The organism is Nocardia sp. NPDC127579 (assembly GCF_042672005.1).
GTDB lineage: Bacteria > Actinomycetota > Actinomycetes > Mycobacteriales > Mycobacteriaceae > Nocardia.
On the sequence record NZ_JBHXVZ010000008.1, the window covers coordinates 243,005 to 263,119 of the forward strand.

A 20,115-nucleotide genomic window follows, 5' to 3' on the forward strand; every position below is an offset into this window, starting at 1 on the left:
TGGTCGTGGCCCCGACTGTCAGGACTCGACGGGCGATCGGCGCGAATGCGCGGCGATGCTCACCCCGACCAGCACCGCCATCAGCGCACCCGTGACGGGCACCGGATACGGCGTGCAGCTCGCGGCCAGCACCAGTGTGCCGAGCAACGGCATCGTCCAGGCGTAGGGCGCGTTCGCGCCGTGCGGCCGGACCATCAGCCACCACACCACGACCAGGTAGCAGAACACCGGGACGGTGACCGCCAGGCCCGCCTGGGTGGTGCTCAGATGCGCATGGTGTTCGACGTGCGCGATGTTCACCGACAGGCCCGCGCCGACGGCCGCGCCCGCGGCGAAGATGACGTAGTGGCCGTAGCCCCAGCGGAACGCCGCCCGGGTCGAGGTGAGCAGCTCGCCCGCGTTCAGCGAGAAGTACACCCACCACATGGCGAAGACGGTCAGCAGCCCGCCCGCCGCGATCAGGATCAGCTCCGCATTCACCGTCGCGCTGAGCGCGTCCCGAAAAGCGTTGGTGGCGGACAGGATCGACTCGCCGAGCACGATAATGGTGAGCAGCCCGTAGCGTTCGGCGATATGGTGCGGATGCCATGGCATGTGCCAGGACCGTTCCGCCCACAGCGGCACCAGCATCTCGGCCACCGCCATCGCGAGGAACCCCCAGGCCCGCAGCTGCTCCGGGAGCGCGAAAACGACTGCCGCCCAGCCGATCATGCACAGCGTTTCGCCGCTCGCGTAGCGCAGCATGGTGGTACGCGCCCGCGGATGCGCGACCGCCGCCCGCAGCTGCTGCGCGACCAGGCCCACGCGCATCACCAGGTACCCGAGGAACACCACCGCGAAGTCGCGGTCGTCGAACGCCCGCGCTACTCCCGCGGCCAGGATCAGCACACCGGTCATCACCAGCAGGGTGGACAGGCGATACGGCACGTCGTCGGTGTCGAAGGCGGAAGCGAACCAGCTGAAGTTCATCCACGCCCACCAGATCGCGAAGAACACCATCAGATAGCTGGGCAGCCCTGCTGCGAAGTGCCCCTCGGCCAGCGCGTGCTCGAGCCGCAGCGCCGCCTGCGCCACCGCGACCACGAAGCACAGATCGAACAGCAGCTCCAGCGGCGTCGCCGCGCGGTGCGCCTCCGCGCGATTGCGCGGCGTCATACGATGCCGCCAGGTCCACGCACTGGTCCGGGATTCGCTCATGCGGGAATCGTAAGGATCTTCGCGCACTTCAGCTCGCGCACCGGGAGCGCGTTTCGCGCTCGGCTGTGGTGTCTCCGGCCCGTACTCCGGCCGGTGCGCGGTCCGCTCAGAACGGAAAGCTCAGGGGGCGAGCGGCTTCCAGTTGGGCGGCGAGGGTGAGGATGGTGGTCTCGCCGCCGGACGGGCCGACGAGCTGAACGGCCAGGGGCAGTCCGTCCGCGCCGACACCGCTGGGGATCGAAGCCGCTGGATGTCCCGTGACATTCCACATGCCGGTGTAGGCGATCATCGGAATGGAGCGCCGCATCGCGCGGACCGTGCCCGTGCCGTCGAGCATCCCGACCAACGGCGGCCGGATGGCGATGGTCGGGGTGAGCAGCAGATCACAGCCGGTGAACAACCGATCCGCCCGGCGCGCCAGGGCCGCACCGCGGCGGATCGCCCACTCGATCACCGGGCGGCGAGCCCAGGCGCCGAGCGCGACCGTCTCGCGGGTGCGGCGCTCCAAGCGGGCCGGATCGTCGACCAGTTCGGCCTCGGCACGCACCCCGCCGAAGAATTGCGGCAGAAACGCCGGGGTCGGATCCGGGAGTCCGGGATCGATCTCGAAGACCGTGTGCCCCAGGCTCTCCAGCAGTTCGGCGGTCTCGAGCACCGCCCGGACGTGCTGCGGATCCGGTGTCACCAGCGGCACCGGCGACGCCGTGCTGTAGCCGATCCGCAGGCCGGTGGCCGGGCCCGCCGCCGCGGCGGCGAACGACATGACCGGCTCGGGCGCGCGGAAACGATCACCGGGCATACTGCCCCGGATTACGTCGTTGACGAGCGCGCTGTCGGACACGGTGCGAGTCAGCGGGCCCACCACACCCAGTGCCCACCACAGATGCTCGTGCGGCGCGGTCGTCACCCGTCCGCGCTGGGTCTTCAACCCGAAGAGCCCGCAGCACGCCGCCGGGATCCGAATCGATCCGCCGCCGTCGCCGCCGATCGCGACGGGAACCAGCCCGGCGGCCACCGCCGCGGCGGAGCCGCCGCTGGAGCCGCCCGTGGAGCGGGCACGATCCCAGGGATTGCGGGTCACCCCGTGTGTGGTGGATTCGGTGAACGGCCACTGCCCGAACTCCGGCATGGCTGTCTTGCCGACGATCACCGCACCCGCGGCCCGCAGCCGCCGCACCACTTCCGAATCCTGGGTGGCGGGCCGATGATTGGCGCGGGTGCCGTAGGTGGTAACCGCACCGGCAACGTCCAGTTCCTCTTTGATCGCGATCGGGATGCCGTGCAGCGGACCGGGATTCGCTCCCGTCGCGCGCTCGGCGTCGCACTGCGCCGCCTCGGCCAGCGCGCGCTCGTGCCGCACCGTGCTGAACGCGTTCAGATCGGACGCGTCGATCCCGCGCAGCGTCGCCTCGATCAGTTCGACGGCCGAGACCTCACCTCGAGCCAAGGCCGCCCGCTGTTCCCGCACTCCGGCGGACACGATCTCACGCATTCTCGACCCGCTTCTCCGGTCCGGACTCCACGACCGGATCACCTGTTGCCTGCCCGAGCCTAGTACCTGCGCCGATGCCCGCGACACGCCATCACGGTTTCATAACGGCAGGCACTGGGTAGTCCGTAGACATGACGGATCACCGACCTACCCGGATCGCCGGGCTGGACCGGGTGACCGCAGCACTGGCAACTGTGACGTGTCTGGCCTTCGCGGCCGGAATCGCCGCCATCACGCGGTCAACCGGCATCACCCTCGCGGCCTGCGCCAGCCTGGCCATCGGGCTCGTGCTCGTCCTGAACATCCTGCCGCGCAAGACATAACACTCCGTGTGGCCGGGATCGTTAGTAAGGCGAGACACACCCGTGCCGGATATCATCCCGGGCACGGGCCGAGCCGACTACGCTGAGTAGCAGGTGCCGGTCCTCGGCATTGAATTCGACAATGACGTCGTACCGCTTGCCGAGCGGATCGCGAGTATTCCTTCGCTCCCCGACGTACAGGCCCGCGCGGCACGGTAATTCGTGCCGCCGCTCCATCTCATACTTCGCACCCGACCCTGTCGGGCGCGAAGTCGTCAGCACCTGAGACAAGTTCAGACACTCGGAGGAATCCAGATCGTGGCCAGCCTCGATAATCCCGCCACCACCGCCCACGCCAAACAGATCTCCGCGGACGCGGACACCGAATCGCCTATCGTCTGGCCCGACCCGAGTCCGCTGGATTCCTGGTGGGAACAGGTGATGGGCAACAAGAACCGACCGCCCCGCCGGAGCATCGCCTAGCACTCGCTTCGAAAGCACTCGAAATACCGGATTCCGAAACGAGGACGAGTTTCCGGATTTCCGGAAAACAGCCGATTACGGAGTTACCGCGCACGAACGGTACGGCGAAATTCGTGACCGCTTACAGGTGATAGCGGACCGTCGGACTCCACAGGATGTAGCTGTCGATACCGGCCGCCGCTGTCGCATCGATCTGCGCCTGCACCTGGCCCGGTCCGTAGGTCACCCCCAGGCTGAAGTCCTGGAGCCACGGAATGACCTCCGCGCCGGTGCCCGCGGTCAGCCGGACGAAATCGCCGAGCGAGGCGAGAATGATGTCGTAGGGCTGCGAGTTCGGGTCGGCCACACCGTATTCCCCGGCATTCCAGTGCGACGGGTAGAGCATCGGCGCGACATAGTCGACGTGTCGCGCGATCATCGGGATGTCCTGCGCGATCTGCTCGGGCCGGGTCGAGGCGATGCCGAACACCGCCGCGCCGAGCACCGCACCGGATTCGTGCACCGGATCGCGGCTCTCGCGCAGGAACTCCGCGATCGAGGTGGTCGGGTCGGTGGCGATTCCCGGGAACACCATCTGCGCCAGCGGGCCGTCCGGGCGGCGCACATAGTCGTACATGATGTCGTCGAAGCCCAGTTTCGCCGCCTCGACCGCGAGATCGATGTTGTACCGGCGGATTTCGGGATGGGCGAAATTGGTGAAGGCGATCGGACCGTAGTGGCTCGAATAGGGTTGCCCGCCCGCGTGCTGCACCACCCAGTCGCGGCGGCCGCTGTGCCAGGCCCAGGCCGCGACCTGCGGGTCGCGGAAGGCCACGATCCGTCCCACCACCCGCAGGCCCAGGTCGTGCAGCTGCCGCACTGCGGCAGGCGCGTCGTAGATGGTGCTCGCGGCGCCGGATTCGCGGGCGAGGGGCACCTGCGAGTCGTACCCGATGATGCCGTCCTCGTCCTTGATATCGAGTTGCACGGTGTCGATCCGGCCCGCGCGGGCCAGATCCAGCACGCTTTCGCGCAGCCCCTCGTGCGACCACGCGTGCGCGGTGACGTGGACCGCGCGGGTGCGCGGGATGTCGACGCCCCCGAGGATCGGTACGGTCGTGACATTGCCTGCCGCATCCACGGCCTCGATCGTGGTGGCGGCGGGCGGACGGGGCAGCGTCACCTCGAACGTGCCGTCCGGCGCCGGGGTGATCGGCTGGGCGCCCAGCCGCACCTGCTGCGCGCCCTGGACGCTGCCGCGCACCACGAACGGCAGCCGGTAGGAGGTGGGCGGAGGCGTCGCCGTCACCAGGACCACCGGCGGTGTGCTGTCCACGGTGAAGCTGCCCGCGGCGTCGGGGCCGCCGCTGAGGAATCCGCCCGGGGCGGTAGCGGTCAGCCGGTGCACCCCATCGGGCAGCGGACCCGGCCGCACCAGGACCGTGTCCCCCTCGACGGTGCCGGTGACGGGCTCACCGTCGAGTTCGACCGCTATCTCACGCGGATCGTGCCCGCTCGCGTCGACCCGAATCACCAGATCCGCCAGCGCCCGCGCGTCGACCGGGCCCGCGGGCAGCCCGGCGAGGGGTAGCTCACCACCCGAGCCGCGCACCGCGCCCACCACGATGGACCCGGCGGCGACCAGAACCGCCGCGAGCAGCACCAACCGGCCACGGCGGGACTTCGGAACCCGTTTCAACAACGCGCACACCAACTTTCGTTTCGCGGGACTCTACTATCTCCGCCGCCGCCCGCCCGCCGCCGGATTTCCGCGATCGTGTGCGGCACATCGTTATTCGCTGATTGCGAATTGATCGCGGCCCGCGCGAGCGAGCCCCGGCCCGGGCGGGCGCACCGTACCGTGAACCGGTGGTGCGTGGGTCGGTGCGAAATGTTCTGGTGGCGTTGCTGGTTGCGGTGGCGAGCGGCTGCACGGCCGCGGAGCCGACGGCGGCACCGCCGCCCGCTCCGGCTCCGGCGGTGCCGCCCGTCGTGGATCCCGCACGCGTGGGCGCCGATGAACTCGGTGTGGTGCCAGTACTCATGTACCACCAGCTGCTGGCCGCGCCGACCGGCGAATACGACCAGACCCCCGCGGAATTCCGGGACGAGCTCGAGCGCCTGTACCGCGAGGGTTATCGCCCGGTGACCGCCGCCGACTACATCTCCGGGGCCATCGACATCCCGGCGGGCACCCACCCGGTGGTACTCACCTTCGACGACTCCACCACGAGCCAGGTCGCGTTCGGCCCGGACGGTAAACCCTTGCCCGACAGCGTCATCGGTATCCTGGAGGAGTTCCGGATCCGGTACCCGGACTTTGGCCCCACCGGCACCTTCTATGTCAACAACGAGCCCTTCGGCGGCGATCCACGCGCGCTGCCATGGCTCACCGCCAACGGCTACGAGATCGGCGCGCACACCGCGACCCACGCGAACCTCGGCCGCCTGGACGGCGCGGGCGTGCAGCGTGAATTCGCCGAGAACGTGCGGGCGATCCAGGCGGCTGACCCGGGAAATCCGGTGCGCACCATGGCGTTACCGCTCGGCGTCGCGCCCGCGGAGCGCGCCCTGGCGAGCGCCGGTCTGTGGGATGGCATCGCCTACCGGTTCGACGCGATCATGCTCGTCGGCGCGGAGCCTGCCCCCTCGCCCTACGCTCGCCTCGACCCCGCCGCCATCCCCCGAATCCGTTCCGGCAAAGGCGAAGTCCCCTTCGACTCCGCGTACTGGCTCGATCGGCTCGCCGCCGACCCCGGCCTGCGCTACACCTCCGATGGCCGCGCGGACACGATCAGCTTTCCGCTCGCGGGCACACCCGAGCTGTCTGCTCGCTGGACCGCTCAGGCGAAGCCGTACTAGCCGATCCGTGCCAGCGGTGACTCAGGTGAGTTCGGCACTGTCGATCTGATAGCTGTCGCCCACCGAGATCAGTTGCGCCGTACGGGTTTCGGTGGCGTTGCGGCCGTCCTTGTAGCGCAGCGCCAGACGGTAGGTGACGGTCAGGCGGTCGATGTCGCGTCCGATGATCTGGACGCTGCTGTCGATCACCGTGTCCCAGTACGCCTCATAGGCGGCGAAGCTGCCGATGTAGCTCTGGTAGCGCGGCGTGAGGCGGGCCCACGCGGCGGCGGTGTCGACGGGCAGCAGGGCGTAGTGGTCGCGCACGAAGGCGGCGATGGGACCCGTCGACGGCGGTGCGGTCACCGCGGTCGGGCTCGTGGTCGACGGGCGCGCGGTGGTGGACCCCAGCGGTGGATCGGCGGGTGAGGTGAGCAGCGAGGACGTCCCGAGGGGCGGCGCGGTCCCCGTGGCCTCCGAACCGTTGTCGGCCCGCAGTTGCGTCACCAGTACCGCGACCCCGATCAGCACCGCGACCAGAATCCCCGCGGCAAGGACGATTCCGATCCGGCCGGGGCGCACCCCGGGCACCGACGCCGGATCAGAGTGGGGCCGTACCGGATCGGGCACCGTCGACCGATTCGGCTGGAATCGCGTCGGTTCGAACCGCGCCGGATCGGGCACCATCGACGGATTCGGGTTGAGCTGTGTCGGTTCGAATCGCGCCGGATCCGGAATGCTCGACGGCGCGTGGACCGCCGCGCGCGCCGCCGCGGCCAGTTCGCCGGCCGTCCGGTACCGCTGCGCCGGATCCTTGGCCATGCCGCGCGCGACGACCTCGTCGAATGCCGCCGGGACCGCACCGTTCGACGGGCGCGGCGGCGGCTCGGTCAGGTGCGCGGCGATCTGACGTTCGGCGCTGTCACCCGGAAAAGGCTTTGCGCCCGTGAGGCATTCGTACAGCACACAGGCCAGCGAGTAGACGTCGGCGCGTCCGTCGTAGCCGCCCTGGCTCAGCCGTTCGGGCGCCATATAGGCGAAGGTGCCGATGGTCGCCCCGGTGGTGGTGAGGCTGCTGTCCCCCGCCCCGGCCGCGATGCCGAAGTCGATCAGATAGGCGAAATCCGCCGCTGTGACAAGCACATTGGAGGGTTTCACGTCGCGATGCACCAGACCCGCCTGATGTGCGGCGTCCAGGGCAGCCGCGACCTGCTCGATATAGGCGACGGCCCGCGGCGGTGGCAAGGGACCGTCCAGCACCAGCAGCGAACCCAGGTCGGCTCCTTCGACCAGGCGCATGTCCAGAAACAGCCGCCCGTCGATCTCGCCGTAGTCGTGGATCGGGATGACGTGGGGTTCGCTCAGCCGGGCCGCCGCCTGCGCCTCGCGCCGGAACCGCTCCCGGTAGACCGCGTCGTGCGCGAACTGGGGCGGCAGTAGTTTGAGCGCGACGACGCGATCGGTGCCGGTATCGAATGCCCGGTACACCTGCCCCATGCCGCCTTGGCCGAGCAATGCGACGAGCCGGTACCGGCCGAACGGCGTGCCTTCCACCCCTGTACGCCTACCACACCCGCGTGCGCGAAGTCAGCCCTGATTCGAGCGTCCCCCTCGAGACTTCGCCTCGGACGGGTATTCATCTCCCCCGCAAGCATTTCCGAGGTCCAGGACATCGGCCTCGCCGTTCCCGCGTTTCCGACAGAGTTAGCTATACGATTGCCAACGGCGGGGAGCGGTAGCGCTCCGAGGTGGCGGGACGGAAGGCGGCGACGGCATGGGTGTTCGGGGACGTCGGAGAGGGATCGCCCTACTGGCACTGGCCGTGGGGGCAACCGGGTGCTCGATGCCCCAGCCGCCGGTCGGGCGCGCGCACTTCGCGCAGCACCGGGCACTCGCGGTCGCCGATCTGTGGGACCCCTGCGCCGGCATCCCGGAGAACATACTCACCGATGCCGGATTCGATCCCGGAACCAAAGATCATCAGGCCGTGAGCACGGCGGGCAAGGGCGACAAGGGATGCCGGTGGACCGGTCCGGGCGGCATGCTCGACGCGTTCTCGCACACGCTACCGCTGCGCCAGCTCTCGGGCGTCGTGGATTTCCTGGACGAGCTGACGCCGGTGGTCATCGACGAGCGCAGCGCCACCGAAACCCGGGACCCCGCGCACGGCACCTGCGGCGTCGGTTTCGACAGCATCGAGGGCACCGTCTTCCTCCAGATAACCGGCCGTTCGCCAGAAGCCATTGACCGCGCCTGCACCCAGGTCACCGCCCTGACCCGCAAACTCCGAGTCCACCTACCGGCGAACTAGGCTCCACCGGATCCCGAACTCGTCCCGGGCTCAGCGCGCGACGAGTTCGCGTCCGGTGGCCAGCAACAGCAGGTCCACAACCGGTGCGCACACTTCCTCGGGCCCGGCACCGTGGCTGAAGGCGATATCGGTGGCGACCAATCGCTTGCCGCGCAACCGCCGCTGCGCGCCGTAGAACCTGCTCCCCAGCACATGCGCGAGCGGCGCGACCACGCGTTCGGGAGCGATCGGCAGACTCCGGCCCAGCGGGCGGGCGATGTCCTGCCCGTGCACGATGACATCGGCCAGCGGGTCGAGCACGCCCGCACCCGGCGACCGCCGATGATCGCCCGCCCGGTCACGCAATTGCGTGAGCAGTTCCGCCGGCGTGAATCGCCGCGCGTGCGTGATCGCCGCGTCCGCGTTCGCCCGATCCCAATTGCCCCGGGCCCGGACGATGCCCGTCACCAGGGCCCACAGGGTGTCCTGGTTCGACAGCGTGACGTGCGCCAGCACCTCGTGCACCGTCCATCCGTCGCACAGCGTGGGATGCGCCCACTCCGCCTCGGTCGAACCGTCGAGGAACTCGGCCAGGGCCAGCCGTTCCTCGTGTATCTGCTGCTGAATCCGCGCTCGGTCCATGATGTGCAGACCGAACGGCCGCCCGGAAATCATCGGGCGGCCGTCGCGTACGCGGTTCACCGATCAGGGGAACCAGGCGTCCAGGCGCATGGCGGTCGGGATGCTGCCCGAAATGCGCATCTTGCGGGTGGCCAGCAGGTGCACGCCGTTGGCCTGGCGGGCGATCACCCGCAGGAAGGGCACGTCACCGAGGGTGATGGTGACGACGGGGGTGGCCGGGGTGGGGCCGGGCACGGCGGTGCAGGCGCCGTGCAGAATGTGCATGTCCCAGGTGTCGGCGGGGCGGCCGATCTGCCAGCGGATCAGCGCGTCGACCTTCGCGGTCTGCACCGGATCGACGCCCGCGCACCATAATTCGAAGATCCGCCGCAGAATGGCCGGTCGCTGCGCCGGATCCGCCATGAGCGCGGCCAGCTCCCGATCCGAGGAACTGGTGACCAGCCGCTGGAACTCGTTCTCGGTGGTGTCGAGGTTCATGTCGTCTCCCGCAGTCGATCGGCGGGCCCGCGCCGGATCTGTTCGAGCAGCCGCCCGCCCTCCGGCCCGACCAGCCGCTGATAGGCCGGACCCAGCAGCCGCTGCGCCAGATCCAGCAGCCAGGCGTCCCTGCCGACCAGCACCCGCGCCCGGCCCGCCCGCACACCGGACAGGATGGTGCGCGCCGCCGCGACCGGGGTGACACCCGGATCCCGGTCGAACGCGGCCGCGAGCACATCGACGTCGATACCCGCCGCCGCGCTCGAATTCCGCACGATGGCGGTCTTCACGCCGCCCGGGCACACGCAGGTGACACGCACCGGATGCCCCGCCGCGCGCACCTCCATGCGCACCGCCTCGGTGAAACCGCGCACCGCGAATTTGGCCGCGCTGTAGGCGCTCTGCCCCGGAAACGCGACCAGGCCGAACACGCTGGAGATATTCACCAGCCGCCCGTCCCCGGAGGCGATCAGGTGCGGCAGGAATGCCTTGGTGCCGTGCACCACGCCCCAGAAGTTCACGGCCATGACCCGTTCCAGGTCGGCGAACTCGGTATCGGTCAGCTCACCGGTGAACGTGACACCCGCGTTGTTGATCACCAGGTGCACCGCGCCGAACCGGTCGGCGACCCGCTCGGCGTAGTCGAGCATCGCGGCGCGGTCGCGCACGTCCAGGATCTCCGAGCGCACCTCCCCGCCCAGTTCACGCACCTGCGCCACGGTGGCCGCGAGCCCGACCTCGTCGATATCCGACAGCGCCAGGCGGGCACCGGCCGCGGCCAGCTGGCGCGCCAGCGCCTGGCCGATGCCCGATCCCGCACCGGTGACGACCGCGGTCCGGCCCACGAATTCGGTCACCGGCCGTCACCCCCGACCTCCACCAGCGGCGGCGCGCTGATCAACGCGCCCTTGGCCGGCGCGAAGGCGACGTGCTTGGAGCTGGCCGCCTCCGGCGCGCGCCGGTCGGTGACGATTGCCCGCTTGGCCAGCAGCACGCGCAGCACCTCGGTCGCCTCCATCAGCGCGAAGTTCGCGCCCACGCAGCGGCGCGCGCCGCCGCCGAACGGGGCCCAGTGGCCGGGCGGTATCGGGCCCTCGAGGAACCGTTCCGGCCGGAACCGGTGCGGCTCGGGGAAATTCGCCGGATCGTTCTGGACGATCCCGATCATCGGCATGACCGTGCTGCCCTCGGGCAGCCGGAAACCCTCGAGTTCGACATCCTCGGTGAGCGTCCAGGTCACCTCGAAGATCACCGGGTGCATCCGCAGCGATTCCTTCACCACCGCTTCCAGATACGCGGTGTCGTCGAGTACCGCGGCCTTGGCGGCCTCGGCCGCCACCTGCTTGTCCCGGGCCAATTCGTGCAGGGCCCAGGCCAATCCGGTCGCGGTGGTCTCGTGCCCGGCGATCAACAGGGTGATCAGCTGATCGCGGATCTCGAGGTCGGACAGGCCGTCCGGGCCGCCGCCGGCCACCAGCAGCCGCGACAGCACGTCGGTGCGCTCGGCGAGCTCGGGATCGGTGCGCCGGTCGGCGATCACCTTGTAGACGAGCGTGTCGATCTGCTCGACCAGCCGGACCGCGGCGCGCCACGGCCCGACCCGGTGCGCGCCGGGCACATTCAGGCCCATCAGCACGATCAGGTCCATGTCCAGCAGTCGGCCCAGCAGCTCACGCATCCGATCGAAGCGCGGTCCGTCGGCAATGCCGAAGGTCACCCGCGACATGATGTCGAGGGTCAATTCCCGCATCCGGTCGTGGCTTTCGAACGGCGTGGCCACCGGCCAGCGGTCCACCTCGGCGCGGGTCAGCTCCCGCACCATGTCCTGGTAGCCGCGCACCGCGTTGCGGCCGAACAGCGGCGCCATCAGCTTGCGCAGGCGCTTGTGCTCGTCACCGTCGACCATGAACACCGACTTGTGCCCCATTACCGGGGCCATCACCCGATTGCCCTCGCCCGCAGAAAATTTCGCCGGCGGCGCGGCGAACATGGCCGCGATGTGCTTGGGGTCGTAGAGCAGGATCACCTTGCGCCACGGGTAGATCTGCACCGAGACGACATCGCCGAACTTCGCCCGCAGGCTCGCCGCCCAGCGGTGCCGCCACCAGGTGAACACCACCGACTGCACCACGGCAGGCAACCAGGGGCCCGGCGGGGTGCGCAGCAGGGTGCCGCGCCCGGTTTCTATTCGTTCCATCAACATGATTCGGTCCGCCTTTCATGTGCCGGGCCCCGCACCCGGGGCCCGGCATCCGGTCACGCCAGGAACAGGCCGTGCTCTTGCATCTCACCGATGCACTTGGCGAACGCGTCCGCGATGTGGTCGAGGTCGTCGGTGCTGTGCGCGGCATTGAGGAACATGCCGTGCAGCTCGGGGAAGTAGACACCGTGCTTGCGCATGTAGTAGGCCAGCGCGAGGCTGGCCTTGATATTCGTGCCGGCGATCTTGTCGCGCACCAGCTTCGGGGTCGCGTAGTCGAAGGCGACGTTGAACATCGAGTGCGCGCCGTTCACCTTGCAGGCGATGCCGAGCCCGTCGGCGGCCGCCTTCATCGCGCTGGTCAGGCGCACGGTGTTGGCGTGCAGCTCGGTGTAGAGCTCGGGGTGCCGGGCGAGATGGTCGAGCACCGCCCGGCCGGCCGCGGTGGTGATCGAGTTACCGGACATGGTGCCGCCGACGAACGCGCGCTCGTCCACGTCGCGGAACGGATCACCGGTGGTGCGACCGGTTTCCATGAACTCCGGCCGGCCGGCCACCGCGCCGCAGGGCAGCCCGCCGCCGATGATCTTGCCGAGCGCGGTCAGGTCCGGGCGCACGCCGGCCAGATGCTGCGCGCCGCCGAAGTGCACGCGGAAACCGGTGACCACCTCGTCGAAGATCAGCACGATGCCGTGCCGAGTGCAGGTCTCGCGCAGCTGGGTCAGGAACGCGGTGTCGTAGCTCAGCGTGGCGCCGGGCATGGGTTCCACGATGACCGCGGCCAATTCGTGCGCGTGCTGCGCGATGGTCTCGAAGGCCGAGGGGTGACCGTACTGCAACAGCACCGTGCCCTCGGTCACCGCCTTCTGCCCGCCCGCCGAATTGATCGGCGCCGGCTGGTATTTCGCGCCGCTGAAGACGAACCACGAACTGACCGTGCCCTGATCGGAGAACCCGTGGTAGTGGCCCTCGAACTTGGCGACCCGGTCGCGCCGGGTGTGCGCCCGCGCGATGCGCAGCGCCACCTGCACCGCCTCGGTGCCCGAATTGCACAGCACCACATTCGACAGCGGATCGAAGGCGTCGGCGATGATCTCGGCCAGCTCCAGTTCGGACTGGTTGCCCATGGCGTTCACGCCGCCCTTGGCCGCTGCCCGCTGGATCGCCTCGACCGCGACCTCCGGGGCGTACCCGAGGATGTGCGGACCGTAACCACACGACAGGTCGATGTACTCGTTGCCGTCGATATCGCGGACCTTGGAACCCTTGGCCTCGTCGATGATCATCGGATACTGGCTGGGCATCACATAGCGGTCGAGATGGGTCGGCGCGATCAGCGCGCGATCCGGATTGTTCTTGGCCGCCATGGATTTCGGGCTCATCTGACCGATCACCGTGTCGAACTCCGCCTGGAGCTCGGCGTTCATGTACGGGGAGTACTTGTCGTTGAAGCGCCGGGCGTTGGCCCAGATGTCGATCTCCGGGTCGACCACCGTGACGAAGCCCTCGCCGGTCAGGAAGGCCAGCGACAGCAGCGTGAAGCGAGTGGTCGGGCGCGCGCCGTAACTGGCCACCAGGTTGCTGGCGTCGTCGAAGAACGACATGGTCGACCAGCGATCGCTCTGCTCCTGGAAGTGGTGCGCCAGAATGCCTTCCAGCTTGCTGGAGTACTCCTCCCAGTGCTGGTCCAGGGTGCCGCGGTCATCGATGAACGCGTTGGTGAACCGGGTGCAGGCCAGGTCCCACTCCTGCCGGGTGCAGGCGAAGTAGAAGGCGGCCAGGCCCCACTTGTCCTCTTCGTTCAGCTCGCCGACCAGGCCGAAGTCCAGGACGACGATCTCACCGTTGGGCCGGAACATGATGTTGCCCGGGTGCGGGTCGACATGGAACAGCCCGTGGAAGTAGGCCATGGTGTCGAACATGTCCTGCATCCGGCGCGCGAGTTCGGGGCGGTGCTCGGCGTCGACGAGCTCGTGCACCTTCTCCCCGGAGATCGCGTCGACGTACTCCATCACCAGGATCCGGTCGGTCGAGTACTCGGTGTAGACCCGCGGGATCCGCACGAACGGGTGCGCGCTGAAGTTCTCCGCGACCGCCTGCTGCCGTCCGGCTTCGGCACGCATGTCGGTCTGGCCGGTGAGGTAGGGCCGCAGCTCACCGAACAGCGCCGGGGCATCGAGCTTGCGCACCGCGGGCACCAGCCGGTCGGCGGCCCCGAGCAGCACACCGAGCACCGCCGCGCTGGCCCGGAGCCGTTCCGGGACACCGTGTTTGACGATCTTCAGGGCGACCTTCTCACCGGTGACCAGGGTGGCCCGGTGCACCTGCGCAACCGAGCCGACCGCGACCGGCTCCCAATCGAATTCGGCGAAGATCTGCTCGACCGGCGCGCGCAGTTCCTGGCGCAAGGTCTCGGTGAGCTCGGTGCGGCTCATCGGTGCGAGCCCCGAGAAGAAGTCGCGGAACTCGTCGGTGGCGTCCTTGGACAGCAGACCGGTCTGGGTGCCGAGCACCTGACCCGCCTTCACATACAGCGGGCCCATGCGCAGCAGATAACCGCGCAGCAGCCGGGCGGCCGCCTTGCGATCGTCGGCGCGACGGGCCGCGCCGCTGGCCACATAGCGGGCACCGTACAGGCCGGTCCACCACAGCAGGCGGCCCGCCTCGACGGCGGCCATGCCGGTGGCGAACAGCGGGGATGTCGACTTCGGGTTCATAGCATTTCCTCCAGAGATCTCAGAGCCCGTAGGGCGCGCAGGCCGCGACGAAATGGCCGTCGGCGGCAAGAAACAGGGCGTGCCGGGCTCGGCCCCGGGGCTCGGCCGCCAGCCACGCGCGGTAGGCGAACGGCAGGGCCGCGCTGTGCGGATCGGCCGGGGTGCCCGGGGTGTGCACCTCGTCGATACCGGCCGCGGTGGCAACGGTTTTCGCGAATCCGGCGCGGGGTTCGCCCGCCAGCAGGACACAGTCGGCGGGGTCGAGGCCCTCCTGTTCCAGGCAGCGGACCACCACCTCGGTCGCGATATCGAGGCCGCGTTCGAGCGCGGCCTCCTCGGGCTGGTCCAAGCCGAGCACGCGCACGCCCTCGGTGCCCATGGTGGCCAGCGGCATATAGGCCAGCGGCTTGTCCGGCGCGGTGGTGCGGGCCCGGTAGACCGGCCCGAATCCGGCGGCGTCGTCCGGGCTGGGGCCGACCACCACGGCGGCGGCACTGGTCAGGTACGGGAAGTCCGGGTGCTCGGTGCGCGAGGGGTGTCCCTCGCCCGCCACGATGACCACCTTGTGCGGCCCGGTCACGGCGGCCACCTGCACCGCGTCCAGGAATCCGCAGGGCCCGTTCATGATGTCGAAGGACAGCGCGGGGGCCCGCTGACCGTGGTACTGCAGGTTGATGCCGGCCTTCTTCTGGATGAGGGCGGCGATGGCCGGCTCGACGATGTTCTCGTCGCGGTGGATGCCGGTGTTCAGCAGCAGGCCCACCTCACCGTTGTCGATACCCGACCGGTCCAGGACCTCGCGGACGGCCAGCGCGGAACGTTCCACCGAGCCCGCGCCCGTGGAGGCGCCGACGGTGACCGAGGAAATAATGGATACACGCATGATCAAGCCTTCAGTGCGGAGACACGAACGGACATGTGGCCGTACACCATCCCGGAGGCGGACGGCACGATGAGAACCTTCGACCCGGGCGCGATGGTGCCGCGTTTCAAATGGTCGTGCAGGGTGATGAAGTGCGACGTGGACGCGGTATTGCCGTACCGCTCCAATACCGTCAGACTCTCCGGCGCCGGGCGGCCGGATTCACGTTCCAGCAGCGCGTTGATGTAGTCCAGGGCCCGGGCGCTGAACTGATGATGAATGATGAAATCGAGTTTCTCGCCATCGATATCGGTGCCCCGCTCCCGCAGGTAGTCCAGATACCAGGTGATGCCCTGCAAATAGCGTTCCTCAGTATGCATCGACTTGTTGTCGGTGTACATCGCGATGCCTTCGCTGTGACGGCTCGGGCTGCCGATGCAGAATTCGGCGTACGAGGCCGAGGTCATCAGTTCGACATATTCGATGATGTCCGCTTCGTCGGTCGCGCGATCCAGCAGAACACAGGCTCCGGAATCACCTACAGACAGCGACGCGAATTGCGGATCATATTTCTCGGTGATATCCCGGACCGCGGTCTCGGCAATCGGCGTGATCTGCTCGCCGCTGACCACGATGCCGGTTCGGGCGACTCCCGCGCGAATCATCCGGTCCAGCACCATGATGCCGGTGACCATGCCCGCGCAGGCATTGCAGATGTCGAATGCGATCGCCTGCTTCGCACCGAGCTGCTCGGCCAGCAGCGCGGCCAGCGAGGGCTCGTAGCCATTGTGCGCCCGACCCACCGTGCGAGTGATCGAGACGGAGATGATGACATCGACGTCACCGACTTCGTACTGCGACTTCGCCAGGCAGTCCCGAATTGCCTTGGCGGCGAGGGCGAACGAGTCCTCGTAATTCTCTTCGGAGTCGTCGTATACTCGCCGCTCGCTCACGCCGGTCAATTCTTCGATCGGCGGCACCTTCCCGCCGTTCAACCGTTCGGTATCGATACGCGCGAGCAGATCGGCCGTGCTGACCGACTTTTCCGGTAGGTAGGTCCCGATCGACTCGATCCTGCTGTGAATTTCACTTTCCGAACGCATCGGATCAGCTCCGTTTCGACTGCTGGAGGTTGGCTCAGATTTCCATCGAGGCCAATCGTTGCCTCTGCGCTTCATCATTCGATACCGGCGCCGCCCGGGTCAATGAACGAGAAGATCGGCCATTCCGAAGAATGGCCGATCGTTCATCTTCTATTCGTTTTTCAGGAATTACTGGCGATGGTGAGCGCTTGTTCGTCGAGGCGATCGCCGACCCGGGCCGCGAATCGGCGCCAGGTCTCCGCGTTCTGCTGGGCGAGTTCGAGGATCAGGTTGAGGCAGTGCTCGGGTAACTGCTCGGCCAGCTCCGACGACTCGGCCGGCGTGCGCGGCGCGGCGTCGAGCCAGCGCAGGAGCTGACGTCCGGTCTCGGACAGGCGCAGCGACGGATCACGGCGCAGGCTGTCCATCATCGACGGCACGGTACGCATCGGCGTCACCGGACTCTCGGTGTTACGAACAGGTTTAGGTGGCGACACCGGCTGGCGCAGCCGGCGCACCCGGCCGTCGCGCCCGAGCCGGCGTGAGGTCTGGGGAATCTCCCCACCCGCCCGGCGCCGGATCGCACCGACCGTCTTGTGATCCAGTCCGGCCACGGCCGCCACCCGGCGATCCGACCACAGCGGGTACATCACCATCAGCCGCAGTGCCGCGGCCTTGCGATCCTTCAGCGTCAGAGGCAGCCCGTGCTCGGAGTTGGCCTCCACCGCCAAGACGAATGCCTCCTCGGCACTACCCTCGAAGAATCTCACGCGAATCGTCTGCCGGCCATTCGATTTCGCCGCGTGCAGCCGGTGCAGACCGTCGATGACCTGCATGGTGCTGCGGTGCACCAGAATCGGCGGCAGCGGTGACTCGACCTGAGCGAGCACCTGGGCGTGCGCGATATCCACCTCGCGCACTCGGAGAAATTCACCACGCGCCAGCGCCGCGATGGGAATATCTACAACATTCCGCGAAACTCCGACCCGGGCGAGCCGATCGGCGGCATCGTTGCCGTGCGTTACGCGAGCCGTAGCTTTTCCGTTCATACGTAACCCCGAAACTGTAGAAAGTAACAAAAGTCCGTCACATACTCGGTGTGCCGAACCCCCTTGTTCGGGACCCTCCGACGGGAAAAGTATTGCACGCCGGTAACTTTCGGACAACAATTCGACCGCCCAGGTTTCCCCGAGCGGTCGAATTGTTACGGACCAACTGGTCCGCAGACGGTCTCAGACAGTGAGGCTTTCCCGAACGTTCACCGCGACGGTCTTCGGCCGTTTAAATCTCGGATACCACCAGTTCCACCGTCCGAATATCTGCATGAGCGCCGGCACCAGCATCAGCCGGACGATGATCGCGTCGATCGCGACCGCCACCGCGAGCGCGAATCCGATCTGCTTGTCCTCCAGCATGTGCGCGGTGACGAAACTGCCGAACACCACCACCATGATGGCCGCCGCCGTCGTAATCGGCCGTGCGGTGTGCGCCAACCCGGCCGCCACCGCACGCTTGTTGTCGCCCTCTATATCGAATATTTCCTTGATGCGGCCGATCAGGAACACCTCGTAGTCCATCGAGAGACCGAACAGCACGGCGAACACCACTGTCGGCAGGAATACCTGGACGAAGCCACGACTCTGGAAGTCCAGCAGCGATTCACCCAGCCCCCATTGGAATACCGCGACCGTGATTCCCATCGCGGCCGCGATGGCGATCAGATTCATCACGATCGCCTCGACCGGCAGCAGGATGCTCCGGAACACGATGACGAGGAAGACGAACGAACTCGCCAGCACCAGCCCGAAGACCCACGGCGACTTGATCCCGATCTCACGGGAGAAGTCCACGTACTCCGCGGTCTCCCCGCCGACCCGCAGCGTGGGACCGCCGTCCGCGCTCACCGACTTCGCGTCCGCGCGCAGCGATTTCACCAGGTCCGTAGCTTCGGGCGCGTCGAAGGCCACCTTCAGGATCACCGTCGCCACCCGGCGTCCGCTGTCCGAGGTCTCCGGGATGACCGCCGAGATCCGTTTGTCGCCTTGCAGTTTCGTGGTGAAGGCGGTGAACTTCTCGGCCTGCGCCGCGGTCAGCGCGCCCTCCACCGGCCCGGTCGCCACCACCTGCACCGGCGCCAGCAGTCCGCTCGCGAACTTCTGCTCGATCACCTGCGCCGCCCGGCCCGAGGGCTGGTCCTTCAGCGCGGCCACACCCGCGTCCAAGCCGAACTTGGCCCCGGCCAGCGGTGCGGCGGAGATCAGCAGCAGGGCGAGGGCGGCCGTCGCGAACAGCCACGGGCGGCGCATCACCAGTTCGGCCCAGCGCGCCCATATGCCGCCCGACGCCGCGCCGCTCGCGTCCGGTGGCAGGAATTTCCTGGGCAGCGCACCGGAATTGATCCGCGGGCCGAGCCCGGCGAGCACCGCAGGCAGCAGGGTCAGAGAGACCAGCAGCGCTGCCGTCACCGCGGCCGCCACACCACCGGCGATCGCCCGGAAGATCGGGACGCGTACCACGAACAGCGCGCCCAGCGAGATCATGACGATCAGCCCGGAGGCCAGGATATTGCGCCCGGTGGTCTCCATCGTCACCGCGACGGCGTGTCCGGTGCGCGCGCGGATATCACCGATCGCGCTCTGCGCCAACTCTTCCCGGAACCGGCTGACCAGGAACATGGAGTAGTCGATGCCGACGCCGGTGCCGATCATGGTCGCCACGGCGAGCACCAGCGTGTCGAAGTGCATGAGGGTGGACAACAGGTAGATCAGGCCGTACGCCCCCGCGATACCCGCCAGCGCCACGCCGACCGGCACCGAGGCCGCGACCAGCGCCCCCATCGACAGGATCAGCAGCAGCAACGCCACCGGCATGCCGATGAGCTCGGCCTTGGTGGTGTCCTCGACGCCGATGCGGACCTGGTCGTTCTCCATGGGTGTGTGCCCGGAGACGCCCACCCAGATCCCGTCCGACCCGCGCTGTGCCGCGCGCCGCGCCAGGTCCTCGGCGAGAGCGGAGCGTTTGTCCGCCGCACCCTTGATGCCGACGATCGCGATCGCGGTGCGCTTGTCGTCGGAGACCAGTTTGGCCGGCATACCGTCGAACGGCCCGATCACCTCCGAAACCCCTGCGATGCCACGGATTTCGGTGAGCATCGACGCGACCACGGCTTGATAGTCCGCGGTGTCGGTCCTACGGTCACGGGAGTCGAAGACGATGACGTCCTGCTCGGCGCCGATGGCCGGGAAATGCCGCGCGATGATCTTGCGCGCCTCCGCCGATTCGGCCGCGTCGACACTGAAATCCGGTGCGCGCAGGCGATGTTCGAGCGCGGGCACCGATACCGCACAGGCCGCGAGCAGCAGCGCCCATACCGCGAGGGTCAACCGCCAGTGCGCGGCGACGAACGCGCCCCACCGGTGCCCCGCGCCTGGGCGCTCCGGCACCGATTCGACCCGTTCGGGTCTGGCCTGTACTTGCGTCATAGCCCCGCCTCCAACCTGGAAGTGACTCTCAGATATCCGCGAGTGTATGGGCCTTTCTCGCCATCCTGC

General features: G+C 68.4%; 17 protein-coding genes. 4 read left to right on the forward strand and 13 right to left on the reverse strand.

The window, feature by feature from the left end; genetic code table 11:
* Positions 1–18: 18 nt before the first annotated feature.
* Both ACFVMC_RS26215 and ACFVMC_RS26220 read right to left on the reverse strand, forming a co-directional pair.
* Positions 19–1,197: a low temperature requirement protein A gene (locus ACFVMC_RS26215; protein ID WP_379214482.1), complete on the reverse strand. Its 1,179-nt coding sequence runs from the start codon at positions 1,195–1,197 to the stop codon at positions 19–21.
* A 106-nt stretch (positions 1,198–1,303) separates the two neighbouring features.
* Positions 1,304–2,689 (reverse strand): amidase, encoded by a 1,386-nt coding sequence (locus tag ACFVMC_RS26220; protein WP_379214484.1) that lies wholly within the window; start codon positions 2,687–2,689, stop codon positions 1,304–1,306.
* Positions 2,690–2,820: 131 nt separating this feature from the next.
* Here ACFVMC_RS26220 and ACFVMC_RS26225 point away from each other — a divergent pair, with 131 nt between their 5' ends.
* Together ACFVMC_RS26225 and ACFVMC_RS26230 are read left to right on the forward strand one after the other, a co-directional pair.
* Positions 2,821–3,012 carry a hypothetical protein gene (locus ACFVMC_RS26225; RefSeq protein WP_379214485.1) on the forward strand — a complete coding sequence of 64 codons (192 nt, stop codon included), beginning with the start codon at positions 2,821–2,823 and terminating at the stop codon, positions 3,010–3,012.
* Between the two features lie 297 nt (positions 3,013–3,309).
* Positions 3,310–3,474 (forward strand): hypothetical protein, encoded by a 165-nt coding sequence (locus ACFVMC_RS26230; protein ID WP_379214487.1) that lies wholly within the window; start codon positions 3,310–3,312, stop codon positions 3,472–3,474.
* A gap of 121 nt (positions 3,475–3,595) precedes the next feature.
* On the opposite strand, the gene ACFVMC_RS26235 is transcribed toward ACFVMC_RS26230, so the two are convergent.
* Positions 3,596–5,152: a putative glycoside hydrolase gene (locus ACFVMC_RS26235; RefSeq protein ID WP_379214488.1), complete on the reverse strand. Its 1,557-nt coding sequence runs from the start codon at positions 5,150–5,152 to the stop codon at positions 3,596–3,598.
* A gap of 200 nt (positions 5,153–5,352) precedes the next feature.
* On the opposite strand from ACFVMC_RS26235, the gene ACFVMC_RS26240 reads away from it, so the two are divergent.
* Positions 5,353–6,315, forward strand: a complete 963-nt coding sequence (locus ACFVMC_RS26240) for a polysaccharide deacetylase family protein (protein WP_379214490.1) — start codon at positions 5,353–5,355, stop codon at positions 6,313–6,315.
* A gap of 21 nt (positions 6,316–6,336) precedes the next feature.
* Here the strand turns inward: ACFVMC_RS26240 and ACFVMC_RS26245 are convergent, their stop codons facing one another.
* Positions 6,337–7,848, reverse strand: a complete 1,512-nt coding sequence (locus ACFVMC_RS26245) for a protein kinase (RefSeq protein ID WP_379214492.1) — start codon at positions 7,846–7,848, stop codon at positions 6,337–6,339.
* A 220-nt stretch (positions 7,849–8,068) separates the two neighbouring features.
* Between ACFVMC_RS26245 and ACFVMC_RS26250 the strand changes: the two genes are divergently transcribed.
* Positions 8,069–8,605 (forward strand): DUF3558 family protein, encoded by a 537-nt coding sequence (locus tag ACFVMC_RS26250; protein ID WP_379214494.1) that lies wholly within the window; start codon positions 8,069–8,071, stop codon positions 8,603–8,605.
* Between the two features lie 30 nt (positions 8,606–8,635).
* On the opposite strand, the gene ACFVMC_RS26255 is transcribed toward ACFVMC_RS26250, so the two are convergent.
* The 9 genes from ACFVMC_RS26255 to ACFVMC_RS26295 all read right to left on the reverse strand — a co-directional run bounded on the left by ACFVMC_RS26255 (position 8,636) and on the right by ACFVMC_RS26295 (position 20,046).
* Complete coding sequence (locus ACFVMC_RS26255; RefSeq protein ID WP_379214496.1) at positions 8,636–9,286, reverse strand: maleylpyruvate isomerase family mycothiol-dependent enzyme; 651 nt, start codon at positions 9,284–9,286, stop codon at positions 8,636–8,638.
* A 3-nt stretch (positions 9,287–9,289) separates the two neighbouring features.
* The gene (locus tag ACFVMC_RS26260) at positions 9,290–9,703 is read right to left on the reverse strand and encodes an SCP2 sterol-binding domain-containing protein (RefSeq protein WP_379214498.1); all 414 of its coding nucleotides are present in this window, start codon (positions 9,701–9,703) and stop codon (positions 9,290–9,292) included.
* A complete protein-coding gene (locus ACFVMC_RS26265) occupies positions 9,700–10,560 on the reverse strand; it encodes an SDR family NAD(P)-dependent oxidoreductase (protein WP_379214500.1) in 861 nt (286 codons plus the stop codon). Before ACFVMC_RS26265 ends, ACFVMC_RS26260 begins: the two co-directional genes overlap by 4 nt.
* A complete protein-coding gene (locus tag ACFVMC_RS26270) occupies positions 10,557–11,900 on the reverse strand; it encodes a cytochrome P450 (RefSeq protein ID WP_379214502.1) in 1,344 nt (447 codons plus the stop codon). The genes ACFVMC_RS26265 and ACFVMC_RS26270 overlap by 4 nt, the downstream gene beginning before the upstream one ends.
* 59 nt (positions 11,901–11,959) lie before the next feature.
* A complete protein-coding gene (locus ACFVMC_RS26275) occupies positions 11,960–14,620 on the reverse strand; it encodes an aminotransferase class III-fold pyridoxal phosphate-dependent enzyme (protein ID WP_379214504.1) in 2,661 nt (886 codons plus the stop codon).
* A gap of 19 nt (positions 14,621–14,639) precedes the next feature.
* On the reverse strand, positions 14,640–15,503 hold the full coding sequence (locus tag ACFVMC_RS26280) for a hypothetical protein (protein WP_379214506.1): 864 nt from the start codon (positions 15,501–15,503) through the stop codon (positions 14,640–14,642).
* Positions 15,504–15,505: 2 nt separating this feature from the next.
* The gene (locus ACFVMC_RS26285) at positions 15,506–16,585 is read right to left on the reverse strand and encodes a 3-oxoacyl-ACP synthase III family protein (RefSeq protein ID WP_379214508.1); all 1,080 of its coding nucleotides are present in this window, start codon (positions 16,583–16,585) and stop codon (positions 15,506–15,508) included.
* 161 nt (positions 16,586–16,746) lie between these two features.
* Complete coding sequence (locus ACFVMC_RS26290; RefSeq protein WP_379214510.1) at positions 16,747–17,484, reverse strand: ParB/RepB/Spo0J family partition protein; 738 nt, start codon at positions 17,482–17,484, stop codon at positions 16,747–16,749.
* A gap of 312 nt (positions 17,485–17,796) precedes the next feature.
* The gene (locus tag ACFVMC_RS26295; RefSeq protein ID WP_379214512.1) at positions 17,797–20,046 is read right to left on the reverse strand and encodes an MMPL family transporter; all 2,250 of its coding nucleotides are present in this window, start codon (positions 20,044–20,046) and stop codon (positions 17,797–17,799) included.
* Positions 20,047–20,115: the final 69 nt, after the last annotated feature.

Coding starts and splice junctions, on each gene's coding strand:
- ACFVMC_RS26285 (WP_379214508.1), bottom strand. CDS start 16,585: ATGCGTTCGGAAAGTGAAATTCACAGCAGGATCGAGTCGATCGGGACC.
- ACFVMC_RS26270 (WP_379214502.1), bottom strand. CDS start 11,900: ATGGAACGAATAGAAACCGGGCGCGGCACCCTGCTGCGCACCCCGCCG.
- ACFVMC_RS26225 (WP_379214485.1), top strand. CDS start 2,821: ATGACGGATCACCGACCTACCCGGATCGCCGGGCTGGACCGGGTGACC.
- ACFVMC_RS26220 (WP_379214484.1), bottom strand. CDS start 2,689: ATGCGTGAGATCGTGTCCGCCGGAGTGCGGGAACAGCGGGCGGCCTTG.
- ACFVMC_RS26275 (WP_379214504.1), bottom strand. CDS start 14,620: ATGAACCCGAAGTCGACATCCCCGCTGTTCGCCACCGGCATGGCCGCC.
- ACFVMC_RS26260 (WP_379214498.1), bottom strand. CDS start 9,703: ATGAACCTCGACACCACCGAGAACGAGTTCCAGCGGCTGGTCACCAGT.
- ACFVMC_RS26295 (WP_379214512.1), bottom strand. CDS start 20,046: ATGACGCAAGTACAGGCCAGACCCGAACGGGTCGAATCGGTGCCGGAG.
- ACFVMC_RS26215 (WP_379214482.1), bottom strand. CDS start 1,197: ATGAGCGAATCCCGGACCAGTGCGTGGACCTGGCGGCATCGTATGACG.
- ACFVMC_RS26250 (WP_379214494.1), top strand. CDS start 8,069: ATGGGTGTTCGGGGACGTCGGAGAGGGATCGCCCTACTGGCACTGGCC.
- ACFVMC_RS26280 (WP_379214506.1), bottom strand. CDS start 15,503: ATGCGTGTATCCATTATTTCCTCGGTCACCGTCGGCGCCTCCACGGGC.